The organism is Frigidibacter albus, from assembly GCF_009908165.1.
In the GTDB taxonomy this organism is placed as follows: Bacteria; Pseudomonadota; Alphaproteobacteria; order Rhodobacterales; family Rhodobacteraceae; genus Frigidibacter; species Frigidibacter albus.
On the sequence record NZ_JAAAUC010000006.1, the window covers coordinates 102,433 to 119,380 of the forward strand.

General features: G+C 66.2%; 18 protein-coding genes. 12 read left to right on the forward strand and 6 right to left on the reverse strand.

The window, feature by feature from the left end:
• Window positions 1–106 precede the first annotated feature (106 nt).
• Window positions 107–1,165, reverse strand: a complete 1,059-nt coding sequence (hemH, locus tag GVY41_RS10820; RefSeq protein ID WP_161346311.1) for a ferrochelatase — start codon at window positions 1,163–1,165, stop codon at window positions 107–109.
• Window positions 1,166–1,298: 133 nt separating this feature from the next.
• On the opposite strand from hemH, the gene otsB reads away from it, so the two are divergent.
• Window positions 1,299–2,036, forward strand: a complete 738-nt coding sequence (gene otsB, locus GVY41_RS10825; RefSeq protein ID WP_161346313.1) for a trehalose-phosphatase — start codon at window positions 1,299–1,301, stop codon at window positions 2,034–2,036.
• Between the two features lie 16 nt (window positions 2,037–2,052).
• Window positions 2,053–3,420 (forward strand): alpha,alpha-trehalose-phosphate synthase (UDP-forming), encoded by a 1,368-nt coding sequence (locus GVY41_RS10830; protein ID WP_161346315.1) that lies wholly within the window; start codon window positions 2,053–2,055, stop codon window positions 3,418–3,420.
• Here the strand turns inward: GVY41_RS10830 and GVY41_RS10835 are convergent.
• Window positions 3,412–4,242, reverse strand: coding sequence for a methyltransferase domain-containing protein (locus tag GVY41_RS10835; RefSeq protein WP_161346317.1), 831 nt, complete (start codon window positions 4,240–4,242; stop codon window positions 3,412–3,414). The two genes, GVY41_RS10830 and GVY41_RS10835, sit on opposite strands and share 9 nt — an antisense overlap.
• A gap of 31 nt (window positions 4,243–4,273) precedes the next feature.
• Between GVY41_RS10835 and GVY41_RS10840 the strand changes: the two genes are divergently transcribed.
• Genes GVY41_RS10840 through GVY41_RS10855 form a run of 4 tightly spaced genes read left to right on the forward strand, consistent with a single transcriptional unit; the run spans window position 4,274 to window position 5,980 of the window.
• The gene (locus GVY41_RS10840; RefSeq protein WP_161346619.1) at window positions 4,274–5,002 is read left to right on the forward strand and encodes a ComF family protein; all 729 of its coding nucleotides are present in this window, start codon (window positions 4,274–4,276) and stop codon (window positions 5,000–5,002) included.
• Window positions 5,003–5,039: 37 nt separating this feature from the next.
• Window positions 5,040–5,297 (forward strand): glutaredoxin 3, encoded by a 258-nt coding sequence (gene grxC, locus GVY41_RS10845; RefSeq protein ID WP_161346319.1) that lies wholly within the window; start codon window positions 5,040–5,042, stop codon window positions 5,295–5,297.
• A 36-nt stretch (window positions 5,298–5,333) separates the two neighbouring features.
• The gene (locus GVY41_RS10850; protein ID WP_161346321.1) at window positions 5,334–5,789 is read left to right on the forward strand and encodes a MarR family winged helix-turn-helix transcriptional regulator; all 456 of its coding nucleotides are present in this window, start codon (window positions 5,334–5,336) and stop codon (window positions 5,787–5,789) included.
• Window positions 5,790–5,836: 47 nt separating this feature from the next.
• Complete coding sequence (locus GVY41_RS10855) at window positions 5,837–5,980, forward strand: hypothetical protein (protein WP_161346323.1); 144 nt, start codon at window positions 5,837–5,839, stop codon at window positions 5,978–5,980.
• Window positions 5,981–5,983: 3 nt separating this feature from the next.
• Here GVY41_RS10855 and ubiG read toward each other — a convergent pair whose 3' ends face one another.
• Complete coding sequence (gene ubiG, locus GVY41_RS10860) at window positions 5,984–6,733, reverse strand: bifunctional 2-polyprenyl-6-hydroxyphenol methylase/3-demethylubiquinol 3-O-methyltransferase UbiG (RefSeq protein ID WP_161346325.1); 750 nt, start codon at window positions 6,731–6,733, stop codon at window positions 5,984–5,986.
• A gap of 63 nt (window positions 6,734–6,796) precedes the next feature.
• Between ubiG and pip the strand changes: the two genes are divergently transcribed.
• The 6 genes from pip (at window position 6,797) to infB (ending at window position 13,828) form a co-directional block, all read left to right on the forward strand.
• Window positions 6,797–7,774 (forward strand): prolyl aminopeptidase, encoded by a 978-nt coding sequence (pip, locus tag GVY41_RS10865; RefSeq protein ID WP_161346327.1) that lies wholly within the window; start codon window positions 6,797–6,799, stop codon window positions 7,772–7,774.
• A 45-nt stretch (window positions 7,775–7,819) separates the two neighbouring features.
• Complete coding sequence (gene tspO / locus GVY41_RS10870) at window positions 7,820–8,281, forward strand: tryptophan-rich sensory protein TspO (protein ID WP_161346329.1); 462 nt, start codon at window positions 7,820–7,822, stop codon at window positions 8,279–8,281.
• Window positions 8,282–8,420: 139 nt separating this feature from the next.
• Window positions 8,421–9,032: a ribosome maturation factor RimP gene (rimP, locus tag GVY41_RS10875; RefSeq protein ID WP_161346331.1), complete on the forward strand. Its 612-nt coding sequence runs from the start codon at window positions 8,421–8,423 to the stop codon at window positions 9,030–9,032.
• A 2-nt stretch (window positions 9,033–9,034) separates the two neighbouring features.
• Window positions 9,035–10,639 (forward strand): transcription termination factor NusA, encoded by a 1,605-nt coding sequence (nusA, locus tag GVY41_RS10880; RefSeq protein ID WP_161346333.1) that lies wholly within the window; start codon window positions 9,035–9,037, stop codon window positions 10,637–10,639.
• A 22-nt stretch (window positions 10,640–10,661) separates the two neighbouring features.
• On the forward strand, window positions 10,662–11,309 hold the full coding sequence (locus GVY41_RS10885; RefSeq protein WP_161346334.1) for an RNA-binding protein: 648 nt from the start codon (window positions 10,662–10,664) through the stop codon (window positions 11,307–11,309).
• A complete protein-coding gene (gene infB, locus GVY41_RS10890; protein ID WP_161346336.1) occupies window positions 11,306–13,828 on the forward strand; it encodes a translation initiation factor IF-2 in 2,523 nt (840 codons plus the stop codon). Before GVY41_RS10885 ends, infB begins: the two co-directional genes overlap by 4 nt.
• Before the next feature lie 443 nt (window positions 13,829–14,271).
• On the opposite strand, the gene GVY41_RS10895 is transcribed toward infB, so the two are convergent.
• From GVY41_RS10895 to GVY41_RS10905, 3 genes are read right to left on the reverse strand one after another with little or no spacing between them, the layout of a single operon-like run.
• Window positions 14,272–14,670: a (deoxy)nucleoside triphosphate pyrophosphohydrolase gene (locus GVY41_RS10895; protein ID WP_161346621.1), complete on the reverse strand. Its 399-nt coding sequence runs from the start codon at window positions 14,668–14,670 to the stop codon at window positions 14,272–14,274.
• 7 nt (window positions 14,671–14,677) lie between these two features.
• A complete protein-coding gene (gene argJ, locus GVY41_RS10900; RefSeq protein WP_161346338.1) occupies window positions 14,678–16,048 on the reverse strand; it encodes a bifunctional glutamate N-acetyltransferase/amino-acid acetyltransferase ArgJ in 1,371 nt (456 codons plus the stop codon).
• A 27-nt stretch (window positions 16,049–16,075) separates the two neighbouring features.
• Window positions 16,076–16,921, reverse strand: coding sequence for a peptidylprolyl isomerase (locus GVY41_RS10905; protein ID WP_161346340.1), 846 nt, complete (start codon window positions 16,919–16,921; stop codon window positions 16,076–16,078).
• Window positions 16,922–16,948: the final 27 nt, after the last annotated feature.

A 16,948-nucleotide genomic window follows, 5' to 3' on the forward strand; every position in this document is an offset into this window, starting at 1 on the left:
GGTCTCCACCGCCTTTTTCTATTTCCGGGGGCCGTTGGCGCGGGCTCCGGCGTGACATCCTGGCCGCGCCCTGATGCAGATGTGCCGCATCAGGACAAGCCGCGGCTCAGCGAATCCAGCCCGCCAGATTGTCGCCGATCACCGCCATCAGTGCGGCGATGTGGGCGTCATCGTCGTTAAGGCAGGGGATGTAGGTGAAGCTCTCGCCGCCCGCATGCTCGAAGGCTTCCCGGATCTCGCCGTTGATCTCTTCCAGCGTCTCGATGCAGTCGGCCGAGAAGGCGGGGGAAATCACGGCAATGTGTTTTTTGCCTTGACGCGCCAATTCGGCGACATGCTCTACCGTGTAAGGCTTCAGCCACTCCTCGGGGCCGAAGACCGACTGGAAGGTTGTGTCGATCGCGCCCTTGTCCCAGCCCAGCCGTTCACGCAGCAGGCGCGACGTCTTTTGGCACTGGCAATGGTAGGGGTCGCCTTCCATCAGATAGCGCTTGGGCATCCCGTGATAGGAGGCGACCAGCACATCGGGCTTGCGCTCCAGCGCGGCATAGCCCCGCTCCACCGACTGCGCCAGCGCTTCGATGTAGAGGGGATGGTCGAAATACTCGGGGGTGGTGCGCACCGCAGGCTGCCGCTTCTGCGTCATCATTGCGCGGAAGAATTCGTCATTGGCGGTCGCCGAAGTGGCACCGGCATATTGGGGGTAAAGCGGGAAGAACAGGATCTTCTCGCACCCCGCCTTCACCATCCGGTCGACCACCGACTTGGTCGAGGGGTTGCCGTAGCGCATGCAGTAGTCCACCATGACCTCGGAGCCATAGCGCGTGGCCACTTCTGCGGCCAGTTTGGCCACCTGAGCCTTGGTGATCGTCATCAGCGGGCTTTCATCCGCCTCGGTGTTCCAGATCAGCTTGTAGTTCGCGCCAGAGCTGAAGGGGCGTTTGGTCAGCACGATGGCCTGCAGGATCGGCTGCCACTTCCATGACGGGTAGTCGATCACGCGCTTGTCCGACAGGAACTCGTTCAGGTAACGTCGCATGGACCAGTAGTCATAGCCATCGGGCGTGCCCAGATTGGCGATCAGGATCCCGATCTTCGCGGCAGGGACCGGCGGATGATCGGCAGGCGCATGCATCAGTCGGGGGGCGCGAAGGGTCTCGTTCATGGGATCTGTCCTGGGTCTGAGAGCGATCTGGCTGCGTTTGTCGGAACCGAACCGCACATAACCCGTTTTGACACAGGGTCAATCGACGGATGGACGCAGCCGCCCGCAGAAACCCGCAAGGACAGGACATTGGATGACGACTGACACCCTCAACACCGCGCCGCCCGCACTGGTTCCCGAGGAGGATGCGATTTTTCTGGATTTCGACGGCACGCTTGTCGACATCGCGCTGCGCCCCGATGCGGTGCAGGTTCCGGAGGGGCTGGCAGAGATGCTGATGGACCTGCACGCGATGTGCGGGGGCGCGCTGGCGCTTGTCTCGGGCCGCGCGATGGGAGAGCTGGCGGGGTTCCTGCCGCGGTTCACCGGCCCGCTGATCGGCAGCCACGGCGCCGAAAGCCGGGGGCTGGATCTGCCGGGCGCGAGCCATTCCGTAGACCTTGCCGCGCTGCACGCCCGGTTTGCCGAGTTTGCCGCGGCCAACGGCCTGCTGGCCGAGCCCAAGCCGCATGGCGCCGCCATCCACTTCCGCAGCAGGCCCGAGGCCGAAGCCATGGCCCGCGCCTTTGCCTCGGAGATGATCTCCCTGCATCCCGGCCTGACCCTGCAACCCGCCAAGATGGCCTTCGAGCTGCGCCCCGAAGGCGCGACCAAGGACACCGCCCTGCGCCTTGTGGCTGATGCCGCGCCCTTCGCCGGGCGCCGGCCGGTCTATCTGGGCGACGATACCACCGACGAACCGGCGCTGATCTGGGCGCAAGAGCTTGGCGGGATAGGCGTGAAGGTCGGCGAGGGTGCAAGCGCGGCGCGCTGGCGACTTGCCAGCCCCGATGCCGTCCGCGCCTGGCTTGCGGCAGCGACAGAAACCTGAACAGGAGACGATTTTCATGGGCAGGCTCATCTGCATTTCCAACCGCATCCCCCTTGGCCCCAACCCGACCGGGGGCCTCGTCGTGGCCCTGGCCGATGTGCTGGAGCGGACGGGAGGGATCTGGATCGGCTCTGCCGCCGAAACGGTCGAGAATCCGTCGGACACCTTCACCGAGATCGAGGGCGGCAAGTTCCGGCGGCTGAGCTTCGACCTCTCGCCCGAGGACAAGGACAACTACTACGCCGGCTACGCCAATTCGGTGCTCTGGCCGCTGTTCCACGACCGCACCGACCTGATGGAAATCCGCGGCGAGTATTACGATGCCTATCGCAGCGTGAACCGGCGGCTGGCGAAGATGCTGCACGGCATCTTGCGCCCCGATGACCGGCTGTGGGTGCATGACTTCCACCTGATGCCGCTGGCGCATGAGCTGCGGCTGCTGGGGGCGAAGAACGCCATCGGTTTCTTCCTGCACACGCCGTTCCCCACGCATCTGGCGATGCAGGCGATGCCCTACGGGGCCGAGATGTGCAAATGGCTGATGCGGTATGATCTGGTCGGCCTGCAGGTCGAACGCGATGTGGTCCATGCCCGCGTCGGCCTGACCCTGCTGGGCGGGGCAGAGGAGGGCGAGGGCGATACCCTGCGGCTTGGCAAGGAGAGCACCCGCGTCGTTGCCTTCCCCATCGGCATCGACGCCGCCGACTTTGCCAAACTGGCGGCCGAGCAGTTCGAGATGCTGCCGCAGGGCATCGTCAAACCCACCCGGCAGATGATGATCGGGGTGGACCGGCTGGACTATTCCAAGGGCCTGCCGCAGCGCTTCCGCGCCTTCGGCACCTTTCTGGAACGGCATGAGGACTGGCACCGGCATGTGTCCCTGCTGCAGATCTCGCCGCCCACGCGCGAGGGGGTGAAGGCCTATGACGATATCCGCGACGAGCTGGAGCATCTTGCGGGGCGCATCAACGGCCGCTTCGCCGACATCACCTGGGCCCCGATCCGCTACATCCACCGCCCGATCCCGCGCGAAACGCTTGCGGGCCTCTACCGCGCCGCGCATGTGGCGCTGGTGACGCCGCTGATGGACGGGATGAACCTTGTGGCGAAGGAATTCATCGCGGCGCAGAACCCCGACGATCCGGGCGTCCTGATCCTCAGCCGCTTTGCCGGGGCCGCCGAGCAGATGACCGAGGCGCTGATGGTCAACCCGCATGATGACGAGCAGATCGCAGCGACGATGCTGACGGCGCTGACCATGCCCCGGTCAGAGCGTAGCCGGCGCTATGAGGCGCTGATGGAGGGCCTGCTGCGCGAGGATGTGCATTGGTGGTCGGAGCGCTTCCTTGCAGCGCTGGACGAGGCTGCCTTGGCCTCAGTCTGACCCCTCCCCAGGGATGCGCAGCGCATCGGCCAGCCGGTGCGTCGCCGATCCGGGGCGCAGCGGCTTTTGCTGGCCTTCATGCGGCGCCCAGCCGGTCAGGAAGATTGTCTCGAAACTGGCGCGGATGCGGCCGTCGGGGGCGGGGAAGCTCTGGGCATAGACCTCTGCCGCGCGGACCAGCACCGGGCGTGGCAGCGGGCCGGGGCGGCGCGCGGCCAGGGCGTTGGTCTCGCCCATGCCGCGCAGGTCGCGGATCAGATGCGCCAGGTCGCGGTAATGCACCGTCTTCACCGCGGCATCGGCCACCGGCAGCGCCAGCCCGGCGCGCTGCAGCAGCCCGCCCAGATCGCGGATCTCGCCCATCGGCAGCACCCGGGGCGAGAGGCCGCCGGTCAGCGCCACCTCGGCCTCGGCCATCGCGCTGCGCAGTTCCGCCAGCGTCTGCCCGCCGAACAGCACCCCCAGGAACAGCCCGTCCGGCGCCAGCGCGCGGCGGCACTGCACGATCTGCCCCACCGGGTCGTTCGCCCAGTGCAGGCACATCGCGTGGATCACCAGGTCATGCGCCCCGTCCACCAGATCGAGCCGATCGTCATCAGGCACCACCCGCGCGCCGGGCAGCACATCGCGCCAGAACTCCGGGAAACCCGTCACGATCGCCGGCGCCGTAAACGTTCTGTTAACCTCGCTCAGCCTTTGCTGGATCTCGTCGGCCGCATCCTCGTGCAGGAACAGGTCCGCGCCCCGCGCAACCGCGCGGGCTCGGTGCAGGGCCAGTGCCTTGCGGTCAGTCAGGGGCGGAGGGGCGGAGGGGGGCAGCATGGGTGCAGAGCTTACGGGGCTTCGAGAGGGAATGCAAAGCGGGCTCCGGCGCGGTTTGCGACTGCTGTTCCCGCCGCAATGCATCTCCTGCGGCGGCGCGGTGACGGAGGAGTTCGGCCTCTGCCCCGACTGCTGGCGCGAAACCGGCTTCATCCGCGGGCTCGCCTGCGACAAATGCGGAACGCCGTTGCCCGGGGACGCGGACGACCGGGCGGAGTTCTGCGACGATTGCCTGACCATCGCCCGCCCCTGGGACCGGGGCCGCGCGGCGCTGGTCTATCGCGATACCGGGCGGCGGCTGGTGCTGGCGCTGAAGCATGGCGACAGGCTGGAACTGGCGCGGCCGATGGCGGGCTGGCTTGCCGCCGCGGCCGCGCCGATCCTGCAGGCGGGGATGCTGGTCGCGCCGATCCCGCTGCACTGGCGGCGGTTCCTCAAGAGGCGCTTCAACCAGTCGGCGCTGCTGTCGGGCGCTCTGGCGCGTCTGGCGGGGCTGGACCATTGCCCCGACCTGCTGCACCGCATCCGCGCCACGCCAAGCCAGGAGGGCCGCGGTCGGCAAGAGCGGTTCGAAAACATGGCAGAGGCGATTCGTGTCAACCCTGCTCGCGCCAAGGCGCTTGCCGGGCGAAGCGTGCTGATCGTCGATGACGTGATGACCTCAGGCGCCACCTTTGCCGCCGCGGCCGACGCGCTGCGGGCGGCGGGGGCGTCCTCTGTTTCGATTGTGGCGCTTGCGCGCGTTGCGAAGGACGGCTGACTCCTTATATGGTCCTTGACAGCTACAAGGACCGATCATGCAACGCGTTGAAATCTATACCACCCCCTGGTGCCCCTATTGCGTCGCGGCCAAACGGCTGCTGACAGCGAAGGGTGTTGCCTTCGAGGAAACCGATGTCAGTTCCGATGCTGCCAAGCGCGCCGAGATGATGCAGCGCGCCAAGGGCCGCCATACGGTGCCGCAGATCTTCATCGGCGGGCAGGCGGTCGGCGGGTCGGATGACATCCATGCGCTGGACCGGGCCGGCAAGCTTGACGCGCTGCTGAAGGGCTAAGCGAATGCGCGCCGCCCTGATCATGGGCCACCCCCGATGACGGAGCTGGACGATCAGCACATCGAATCGCTGGCCGCGGCGCTGTTCGCCGAGGTGTTCATGGCCGACCAGCTTGCGCGCGGCGTGGTGCAGAAGGCGCTGCCCAAGGGCATGGAAATCTCGCATTTCTCGGTGCTGAACCATCTGGCCCGCTCGCAGGAGGAACGCACCCCGGCGCAGTTGGCGCTGACCTTCCATGTGACGCGCGGCGCGATGACCAACACCCTGTCGAAACTGGAGTGGGCCGGGCATGTGCATATCCGTCCCGATTGGGACGATGCCCGCCGCAAGTTCGTGTCGATCAGCCCGGCCGGGCGCGCGGCCCGCGATGCGGCGGTGGCGGCGCTGACCCCGGTACTGTCAGAGGTGGTGAAGGCCGTGGGGGCTGACAAGGTCCGCGCCGTGCTGCCGGTGCTGCGGGAATTCCGCAGCCGGCTGGGTCTGGCCGACTGAACCTTCGTGGCCTGGCCGCGTTGGGCTGCAGCAGAAGGACCATCGCCATGCCCAATTCGCCGAAGCCCGCCGAAGAGAAACGCCCCAAGACCACGCGCCACCAGAACGATCAGGATGATCATGAGGGCAGCGCGCACCGCCCCGAAGAGTTCAAGAAGGGCGAGCCGAAGCCGGACCCGCGCAAGGACTGACCCTCAGGCGCGCTTCACGCTGGTGGTGACGTAGTTCACGCTCAGGTCGCGGGGCGACAGCGACCACGACCAGCCAAGCGGGTTGAAGACCATGCCCTGCCGGTCCACCGGATCCAGCCCTGCCTGGCGCAGCAGCCCGTAAAGCTCATCGGGCGTGATGAACTTCGCCCAGTCATGCGTGCCCTTGGGCAGCCAGCGCATCACCCATTCCGCGCCGACGATCGCCATCATGAACGACTTGGCATTGCGGTTGAGGGTAGAGCAGACCATCAGCCCGCCCGGTTTCAGCAACTGCCGGCAGGCGGTCAGGTAGTCCAGCGGGCTGGCCACATGCTCCACCACCTCCATGTTCAGCACCACGTCGAACTGCTCGCCCGCCGCCGCCAGCGCCTCGGCGGTGGTGTGGCGATAGTCGATCTGCAGCCCCGATTGTTCCGCGTGCAATTGCGCCACCGGGATGTTGCGCGGGGCGGCATCGGCGCCGACGACCGTTGCCCCCAGCCGCGCCATCGGTTCGGCCAGCAGCCCGCCTCCGCAGCCGATATCCAGCAGGCGCAGCCCGGCGAAGGGGGCCTCCGAGGTCAGATCCCTCCCGAACTCTGCCGCGATCTGGCGGGTGATGTAGTCCAGCCGGCAGGGGTTCATCAGGTGCAGCGGGCGAAACTTGCCATTCGGGTCCCACCATTCTGCGGCCATCGCCTCGAATTTCGCCACTTCGGCAGGATCGACGGTGTTGGGGCTGGCAGCTGTCATGATGGTCCTCGGCAAATGCGCCCGGCGGTAGCGGGCAATCGTTTTGCGTTATATAGTCCGATCATGGACAGAACCGCAGGTCAAAAGCGCGCGCCCGGCGCCTATCTCTATCCGCCGGCTGATCCGTTCGATCAGCGGATGCTGGAGGTGGGCGATGGGCACCGCCTCTATGTCGAGCAATGCGGGCATGCGCAGGGCCTGCCGGTGGTCGTGCTGCATGGCGGGCCGGGGGGCGGATGCTCGCCGGCGATGCGGCGCTACTTCGACCCCGCGGTGTATCGCACGGTGCTGTTCGACCAGCGTGGCTGCGGGCGATCCCGCCCCCATGCCGAGGTTGCGGCCAACACCACATGGCACCTGGTCGCCGATATCGAGCGGATCCGCGAGGCGCTTGGCATCGACCGCTGGATCGTGTTCGGCGGCAGCTGGGGCGCGACGCTGGCGCTGATCTATGCGCAGGCGCATCCGGACCGGGTGGCGCATCTGGTGCTGCGGGGGGTGTTCCTGGCGACGCAGGCAGAGCTGGACTGGTTCTATGGCGGCGGGGCGGGGGCGTTCTGGCCCGATCTCTGGGCCGAGTTCCTGCGCCCGATCCCCGAGGACGAGCGCGGCGACCTGATCGCGGCCTATCACCGGCGGCTGTTCTGCGGCGACTACACCACCGAAGCGCGCCACGCCCGGATCTGGGCGCATTGGGAGAACGCGCTGGCGACGGTGGACCATGCCCTGCCGATCGGCGAGGCGCCGCCCGACTATGCCCGCGCCTTCGCCCGGCTGGAGAACCACTACTTCCGCAATTCCGCCTTTCTCGAGGAGGACGGCCAGATCCTGCGCCAGCGCGGCCGGATCGAGCATATCCCTGCCACCATCGTGCAGGGCCGCTACGACATGATCTGCCCGCCAGTGTCGGCCTGGAAGCTGGCCGAGGGCTGGGGCCGAGCCGATCTGCGTATGGTGCCGGCGGCGGGGCACGCGCTGTCGGAGCCCGGGATCAGCGCCGAGCTTGTCCGGGTGATGAACGCGCTGCGCGACGGACCCTGACGGCAGCGCGCCGCGTTTGTCCCCTCCCTCCTGAACGGATACCTCATGATCACCTTCCCGCTGTTCCTGACCTTCCTTGCCGCCTCGGCCGCTGCTGCCTCTACGGGCTTCCTGTTCAAGCCGGGCGCCTGGTATGTCGGGCTGAACAAGCCCACCTGGACGCCGCCGAACTGGGCATTTCCGGTGGTGTGGACGGTGCTTTACCTGTTCTCCAGCTATGCCGCGACGCGGGTGGCGGTGCTGCCCGGCAACGGGCAGGCGCTGGCTTTCTGGGCGATGCAGATCGCGTTCAACACCCTGTGGACGCCGGTGTTCTTCGGCGCGCACCGGATGTTCACGGCGCTGCTGGTGATGGCGGGCCTGCTGGTCGCAGTGGTGGGGATGCTGGTCACCTTCTGGGCGCTGGATACCGTGGCGGGGCTCCTGATCGTGCCTTATCTCGCATGGCTGATCACGGCGGCGGCGCTGAACCTTTGGGTCTGGCGCTTCAACCCGCGGCAGGGCTGAACGCGATCAGGCTTGCAGACTCGTCGCCGCTTGCGTATATGGCCCTTCAACAGCGGCGCTACCGGGGTCCAAACCCGGCGGCCCACCGGAGCTTGCAACGGGCCGCCACGGCCCGTTTTTTGTTTTTAAGGATCGGAACATGAGCGACCTGATCGCCAAGACCGCCATCGACCGCAAGCTGGCCGAAATCGTCGGCCCGGCCATCGAGGGCCTGGGGTTCGAGCTGGTCCGCATCCGCCTGATGGGCGGGCAGACCAAGACGCTGCAGATCATGGCCGACCGGCCCGAAGGCGGCATCGATGTCGATGATTGTGCCAAGGTGTCGACCGCGGTGTCGGCGGTTCTCGATGTCGAAGACCCGATCGAGGACAACTATTATCTTGAGGTCTCCAGCCCCGGGATCGACCGACCGCTGACCCGGCTCAAGGATTTCGACATGTGGGAAGGCTATGAGGCCCGCATCGAGACCGAGGCCCAGATCGACGGGCGCAAGCGTTTCAAGGGCATCCTGGTCGGCACCGAGGCCGACGAGGTGCTGATCAACATCGAGGACGGCGCCAATGGCATCCAGACCATCGGCCTGAAATTCGACTGGCTGACCGATGCCAAGCTGATCCTGACCGATGAGCTGATCGCCGAGATGCTGCGCCAGCGCAAGGCGGCCGGCATCGTCGACGAGGACCAGTTCGACGACATCGAAACCGAAACCGACGAAACCGATACAGACTCTGACCCGTCCAAGGAGGCGTGAGAATGGCCATCACTTCCGCAAACCAGCTGGAACTTCTGCAGACCGCCGAGGCGGTTGCCCGCGAGAAGATGATCGACCCCGAGCTCGTCATCCAGGCGATGGAGGAATCGCTCGCCCGCGCAGCGAAGTCCCGCTACGGGTCCGAGATGGACATCCGCGTGACCATCGACCGCAAGACGGGGCGCGCGCAGTTCACCCGGGTGCGGACGGTTGTCGAGGATGACGCCGTCGAAAGCTATCAGGCGCAGATGACCGTCGTGCAGGCCAAGCAGTTTCTGGCCGACCCCAAGATCGGTGACGAGATCATCGAAGAGGTTCCCCCGGTCGATCTGGGCCGCATCGCCGCGCAATCGGCGAAGCAGGTGATCTTGCAGAAGGTCCGCGAAGCCGAGCGGGACCGTCAGTTCGAAGAGTTCGAAGGCCGCAAGGGCACCATCATCAACGGTGTGGTCAAGCGCGAGGAATACGGCAACATCATCGTGGATATCGGCCGCGGCGAAGCCATCCTGCGCCGGAACGAGAAGATCGGCCGCGAAAGCTATCGCCCGAACGACCGCATCCGCTCGTACATCAAGGACGTGCGCCGCGAGGCCCGGGGCCCGCAGGTGTTCCTGTCGCGGACCGATCCGCAGTTCATGGCCGAGCTGTTCAAGATGGAAGTGCCCGAAATCTATGACGGCATCATCGAGATCAAGGCCGTGGCCCGCGATCCGGGCAGCCGCGCCAAGATCGCCGTCATCAGCTATGACAGCTCCATCGACCCGGTCGGCGCCTGCGTCGGTATGCGCGGCAGCCGTGTGCAGGCCGTGGTGAACGAGCTGCAGGGCGAGAAGATCGACATCATTCCGTGGAACGAGGATCAGGCGACTTTCCTCGTGAACGCGCTGCAGCCGGCCGAAGTATCGAAGGTTGTGATCGACGAAGAGGCGAACCGCATCGAGGTGGTGGTGCCCGATGAACAGCTGTCGCTGGCCATCGGCCGCCGCGGCCAGAACGTGCGCCTTGCCAGCCAGCTGACAGGGCTCGACATCGACATCCTGACTGAAGCGCAGGAATCCGAGCGGCGCCAGGCCGAATTCGCCGACCGCACCGGGATGTTCATGGCCGCGCTGGACCTGGACGAGACCTTCGCGCAGCTGCTGGTGTCGGAAGGCTTCACCAATCTTGAAGAGGTCGCCTATGTCGACCTTGAAGAGCTGCTGGTGATCGAGGGCGTCGATGATGCGACCGCCGCCGAACTGCAGGCCCGGGCCCGCGACCATATCGAGGCGCTGAACAGCAAGGCGCTGGAAGCGGCCCGCGAACTGGGTGTCGAGGACAGCCTTATTGAATTCGAGGGCCTGACTCCCCAGATGGTGGAGGCGCTGGCGAAAGATGACGTGAAGACGCTGGAAGACTTCGCCACCTGCGCCGACTGGGAGCTGGCCGGCGGCTGGACCACGGTCAATGGCGAGCGCGTGAAGGACGAAGGCATCCTCGAGAAATTCGACATGAGCCTGGAGGAAGCGCAGCATCTGGTGATGACGGCGCGGATCCAGCTGGGCTGGGTCGACCCCTCGGAGCTTGCTGGCGACGCCGAAGCGCCTGTGGCGGAGGACGAGGCCTGAGGAAGGGCCCCGGAGGACAGCCATGACGCGTGGAGGCCGTGACAAGAGCGAAGACGAGACGGAGCGCCGGTGCATTGCCACTGGCGAGACGCAGCCGAAAGCCGGGCTGATCCGCTTTGTTGTCGCGCCCGACGGAACCGTCGTGGCCGACCTTTCGGAGAAACTGCCGGGCCGCGGGATGTGGGTGACCGCAGACCGCGACGCGCTGGAGAAGGCTGCGAAGAAGGGCCTGTTTGCCCGCGCGGCCAAGCAGCCGGTGATCGTTCCGCCCGATCTGGTGGACCGGGTCGAGACGATGCTGGCGGACCGCGTGGTGCATCTGGTGTCGCTGGCCCGCAAGGCCGGCGGCGCGGTGACCGGGTTCGAAAAGGTGAAAGAGTGGCTGGCCCAAGGGAGGGCCAAGGTTCTGCTGCAAGCCTCGGACGGGTCCGAGCGCGGCAAGACCAAGCTTTGGACGCCGCCCGGCGGGCGGTATTTCGGGTGCCTGACAGCCCAGGAATTGGGTTTGGCATTCGGGCGCGAACATGCGATACACGGCGCGCTTGCGGCTGGCGGACTCGCACGGCGTGTTGTAGAGGAAGCGGCAAAGCTTTCGGGTCTGCGTAGCAAGGCCATCGAAGGCAAGCACGACGGCGGCAGGACCGCCGGGAAGGATACGAATTCGGCATGAGCGATAGTGACGGCAAAAAACCCCTTGGGCTCGGCAGCGGGCGTTCCGGTCAGGTGAAGCAAAGCTTCTCCCACGGCCGGACGAAAAGCGTGCTGGTCGAGACGAAGCGCAAGCGTGTCGTGGTGCCAAAACCCGGGACGCCCCCGGGCAAGGGCACCGGCACCGGCGCCTTGGGCGATCCGTCGAAGCGCCCCGCCGGGATTTCCGACGTCGAGATGGAGCGCCGTCTTAGCGCCCTGCGTGCCGCGAAGGCGCGTGAGGTCGAAGAGACTGCGCAACGCGTGGCAGACGAGAAAACCCGCGAGGAAGAGCGCGACCGGCGCCGCGCCGAGATCGAGGCGAAGGAACGCGAAGAGCGCGAGCATCAGGAAGCCCTGCGGCTGAAAGCCGAGGAAGATGCCCGCAAGGTGCGCGAAGCCGAGATCCGCGCCCAGAAGAAAGAAGATGTGCGCAAGCCCGCAGCCTCGGACAAGCCGGCCGATCCGGCCGCTGCCGAAGCCGCGGCGTCTCGTGCCGCGACCAAAGGCGTCACCGCCGCTGCCCCCCGCAAGACCGACCGCGAGCGTGATGCCGCGGCCGACCGTGATGCGCGTGGCAAGGGCAAGGGCACCGAAGACAGCCGCCGGACCGGCCGACTGTCGCTGAACGAGGCGCTGAACGGCGAAGGCGGGCGCACGCGCTCGCTCGCCGCGATGAAGCGCAAGCAGGACAAGGCCCGCCAGAAGGCGATGGGCATGGGCCAGCGCGCCGAGAAGATGGTGCGTGACGTCCAGCTGCCCGAAACCATCGTTGTTCAGGAACTTGCCAACCGGATGGCCGAACGCGCCGCCGATGTGGTGAAGTCGCTGATGAAGATGGGCCTGATGGTCAGCATGAACGAGCCGATCGACGCGGATACTGCGGAACTGGTGATCGAGGAATTCGGCCACAAGGCAGTGCGTGTGTCCGACTCGGATGTGGAACAGGTCATCCACAAGGTGCTGGACGCCGATGAAGACCTGATACCGCGCCCGCCGATCGTGACGATCATGGGCCATGTCGACCACGGCAAGACCTCGCTGCTGGATGCGATCCGCAAGACCAGTGTCGTGTCGGGCGAAGCTGGCGGCATCACCCAGCATATCGGCGCCTATCAGGTGACCACCGATTCGGGTGCGGTGCTGACCTTCCTCGACACGCCGGGCCACGCTGCGTTCACGTCGATGCGTGCCCGCGGTGCCCAGGTGACGGATATCGTGGTGCTGGTGGTTGCCGCCGACGATGCGGTGATGCCGCAGACGGTCGAGGCGATTGCCCATGCGCGGGCCGCCAACGTGCCGATGATCGTGGCGATCAACAAATGCGACAAGCCGTCGGCCAACCCGCAAAAAGTGCGGACCGGGCTGCTGCAGCACGAGGTTGTCGTCGAACAGATGGGCGGCGACGTGCTCGACGTCGAGGTGTCGGCGACGACCGGCAAAGGGCTTGACCTGCTGCTGGAAAGCATCGCGCTTCAGGCAGAGATTCTCGACCTGCGGGCCAACCCGAAACGCGCCGCTGCCGGCGCGGTGATCGAGGCCAAGCTGGATGTGGGCCGCGGCCCCGTCGCCACCGTGCTGATCGAGCATGGCACGCTGCACAAGGGCGACATCTTCGTCGTCGGCGCGCAGTGGGGCAAGGTTCGCGCCCTGATCAACGACAAGGGGGAGCGCGTCGACGAGGCCGGGCCGTCGGTTCCGGTCGAGGTGCTGGGTCTCAACGGAACGCCCGAGGCCGGCGACGTGCTGAACGTCGTCGAGACCGAGGCGCAGGCCCGCGAGATTGCGGATTACCGCGATCAGGTGACGCGCGACAAGCGTGCCGCTGCCGGTGCCGCGACCACGATGGAACAGCTGATGGCGAAGGCCAAGGCCGACAAGAACGTGTCGGAGCTGCCGATCCTGGTGAAGGCCGACGTGCAGGGTTCTGCCGAGGCGATCATCCAGGCGATGGAGAAGATCGGCAACGAAGAGGTGCGCGTGCGCGTGCTGCATTCGGGTGTCGGCGCCATCACCGAGAGCGATATCGGTCTGGCCGAAGCTTCAGGCGCGCCGGTCATCGGCTTCAACGTGCGGGCCAATGCGCCGGCCCGTGCCGCCGCCAACCAGAAGGGCGTCGAGATCCGCTACTACTCGGTGATCTACGATCTGGTCGACGACGTGAAGGCCGCCGCCTCTGGCCTGCTGAAGAACGAGATCCGCGAAACCTTCATCGGGTATGCGACGATCAAGGAAGTCTTCAAGGTGTCGAACGTCGGCATGGTTGCCGGCTGTCTCGTCACCGAAGGTGTTGCCCGCCGGTCCGCCGGGGTGCGCCTGCTGCGCGACAACGTGGTGATCCACGAAGGCACGCTGAAGACGCTGAAGCGCTTCAAGGACGAGGTGAAGGAAGTCATCTCTGGCCAGGAATGCGGTATGGCCTTCGAGAATTACGAAGACATTCGCGCAGGCGATGTCATCGAGATCTTCGAGCGCGAGGAAGTGGAACGCAGGCTGCTGTAACGGCCTGCGGCCCGCCCTCGCGGCGGGCTCGCCCTACTGGCGATCAGACAACAAAAAAGGGAGGCGCGAGCCTCCCTTTTTCGTTTTGAAAGCCAACTCTCCTCCTAGTCGGCCTTCTTGGCAACCGGGTTGCCCGCAAATACGCGTTCCCCAACACGCACTTGAATCTTGCCATTCTCCAGCTGGCGTTCGAACGTGCCTTGCACCGAAACGCAGCTCCCGACTGTGATCGTTCTCAGCATCGCAAACTCTCCCACTTCCCGCAGTTTCCACGATGCATAAATCTTGCCCCGACCTTGCATCCCCATGCTGCAGTTTTGACATATTTATGAAGCATCTCGCAAGTACTTTTATTGCGCGATCGGTAACAAATTTGAAATGAATTTCTGCAGTGCGGCATCCGGGGGGCGCGTCGCCGCGCCGCAGATCTGTCGTAGCGGTGCCTAGAGCCAGTCGCGCAGGATCGGGATCAACGGGATATCGGCGGGCGGCATCGGGTAGCTGCGCAGATCCACCGGGCGCACCCAAGCCAGTTTCTGCCCTTCCTGAGGCGCCACGATGCCCTGCCACTTGCGGCAGGCGAAGAGCGGCATCAGCAGGTGGAAGCTGTCATAGGCGTGGCTGGCAAAGGTCAGCGGCGCCAGGCACGAGGCCCAGGTGTCGATCCCAAGTTCCTCGTGCAGCTCGCGGATCAGCGCGGCCTCCGGCGTCTCGCCGGGCTCGACCTTGCCGCCGGGAAACTCCCAGAGGCCGGCCATCGACTTGCCCTGGGGGCGCTGCGCCAAAAGCACCCTGCCGTCGGCATCGATCAGCGCGACGGCAGAGACCAGAACGACCTTCACGGCCGCGTCAGGAGCGATAGTCGGCATTTATGTCGATATATCCGTGGGTCAGATCGCAGGTCCAGGCGGTGTAGGCCGCCTTGCCGAGGCCCAGGTCGACGCCGATCACCAGCTCATCGCCTTTCATGTAGGCGGAGGTCATCGCCTCGGAATAATCGGGCACCCGCCATCCCTTGTCGGCCACCAGAATGTCGCCAAAGCGGATCGCCAGCAGGTCCCGGTCGGCCTTGGCGCCGGACTTGCCGACGGCCATCACCACACGGCCCCAGTTCGCGTCCTGCCCGGCGATGGCGGTCTTGACCAGCGGCGAGTTGGCGATGGCGAAGGCGACGCGCTTGGCATCGTCTGCCGTCTCTGCGCCGGTCACCTGCACCTCGACGAACTTGGTTGCCCCCTCGCCGTCGCGCACGACCTGCTGCGCCAGATCCAGCATCACGCTGCGCAGCGCCGCCTCGAACTCTTTCGCCACGCGCGAGCGCAGGTCGGAGATTTCGGCGGCGGGCGAGGCACCCGTGGCTGCCAGAATCAGCGCATCCGAGGTAGAGGTGTCGCTGTCCACGGTGATGGCGTTGAAGGTGCTGTCCATGTTGCGGGACAGGATCTTCTGCAGGTTCTTTGCCGAGATCTTGGCGTCTGTGAAGATGTAGACCAGCATCGTCGCCATGTCGGGCGCAACCATGCCCGAGCCCTTGGCGAAGCCGGCAATGCGGATCGGCCCGCCGTCGCCTTCAACTTCCGCGCTGGCGCCCTTGGGGAAGGTGTCGGTGGTCATGATCGCGCGGGCGGCATCCTCGATGCCCTCGTCATCCAGCGCGCCCTTCAGTTCCTCGACCTTGGCCGCGATACGCTCCCAGGGAAGCGGCTCGCCGATCACCCCGGTGGAGGAGGAGAAGACACGGGCGGCGGGAAGGCCAAGCGCCTCCGCCACGGCGCCGGTCACCCGGTCGACTGCCTTTTGCCCATCGGCGCCCGTGAAGGCATTGGCGTTGCCGGAGTTGACCACGATCGCCGCGCCCGCCTCGGCGTTGCCGCCAGAGGCCAGCTTGGCCTGGCAGTCGAGCACGCAGGCGGCGCGGGTCGAGGAGCGGGTGAAGGCGCCGGCAATGGCGGTGCCGGGGGCAAGGCGGGCCAGCATCACATCGGTGCGGCCGGCATAGCGGACCCCGGCAGCAGCGGCGGCGAATTCGACGCCGCCGATCACCGGCAGCGCCGGGAAGCCGCCCTTGGGTGCCAGCGGAGAGACGGCCAGAGGCTTCTTGCCAGCCGGGGCAGCGTCATCCCCAACGAGCTTGGACTTCAGCTTGGCGACCTTGGCCTTCAGCTTACGCAGCTTCAGGCCGTCTTTCTTGTCGCCGTCCTTCTTGTCTTTCTTCGCCATCGCCGCGTCTCCCTGAACCCGCTTGCGTTATTCGCCCAGGATCGCTGTATCCTTCAGGATCGCCGGGTCAAGCCCTTCGTCCGAACGAACCACCTCGGCCTGCTCGGTCACGGCGGTGACACGGTCCATCACCGCCTGCTCCTGCACCTCGGCGGCCAGCTCGTCGCGGACCGCGTCCAGCGCCGGGGCATCGGCCATGCGGGTCTCGTTCAGTCGGATGATGTGCCAGCCGAACTGCGTTTGAACCGGGCCGGATACGTCGCCCGCCTCCATGCCGATCACCGCAGTTTCAAAGGGCTCGACCATCATCCCCAGCCCGAACCAGCCAAGCTCGCCGCCATTGGGGCCCGAGGGTCCGGTGGAGCGGGTCTTGGCGACCTCGGTGAAATCCATGCCGCCGTCGATCTCGGCCTTGATCGCAGCCGCGTCCTCCTCGGTCTCGACCAGGATATGCGAGGCGTTGAATTCCTTGCTGGGCGCCGCATTTGCGTATTTCGCGTCATAGGCCGCCTGCAGCGTCTCATCCGTGACCGAGGCGATGGCGGTATCGTCGAGCACGATCCCGGCCAGGTAGCCAAGCCGCTGGGTTTCCAGGATCAGCTCATCGCGGCGGCTGATCGAGTCTTCCCCCAGCTGCGCCAGCGCGGTCTGCTGGATCAGCTGGTCCAGCACGCCGTTGAACAGCAGGTCATCGGGCAGCGCGAGATATTCCTGCGGCAGGCTTTCACGCATGGCGATCATGTGGCCCACGGTGATGCCCTGGCCGTTCACGGTGGCAACAACGGTATCGGCGGTCACGTCCTGCGCGGACAGCGGCGAGGCCAACAGCAGGCAGGCCACGGCCGCGCCTTTGAATTTCAAGCTCATCGACATCGCAGCAACTCCCGGAAGGGCCGCGCA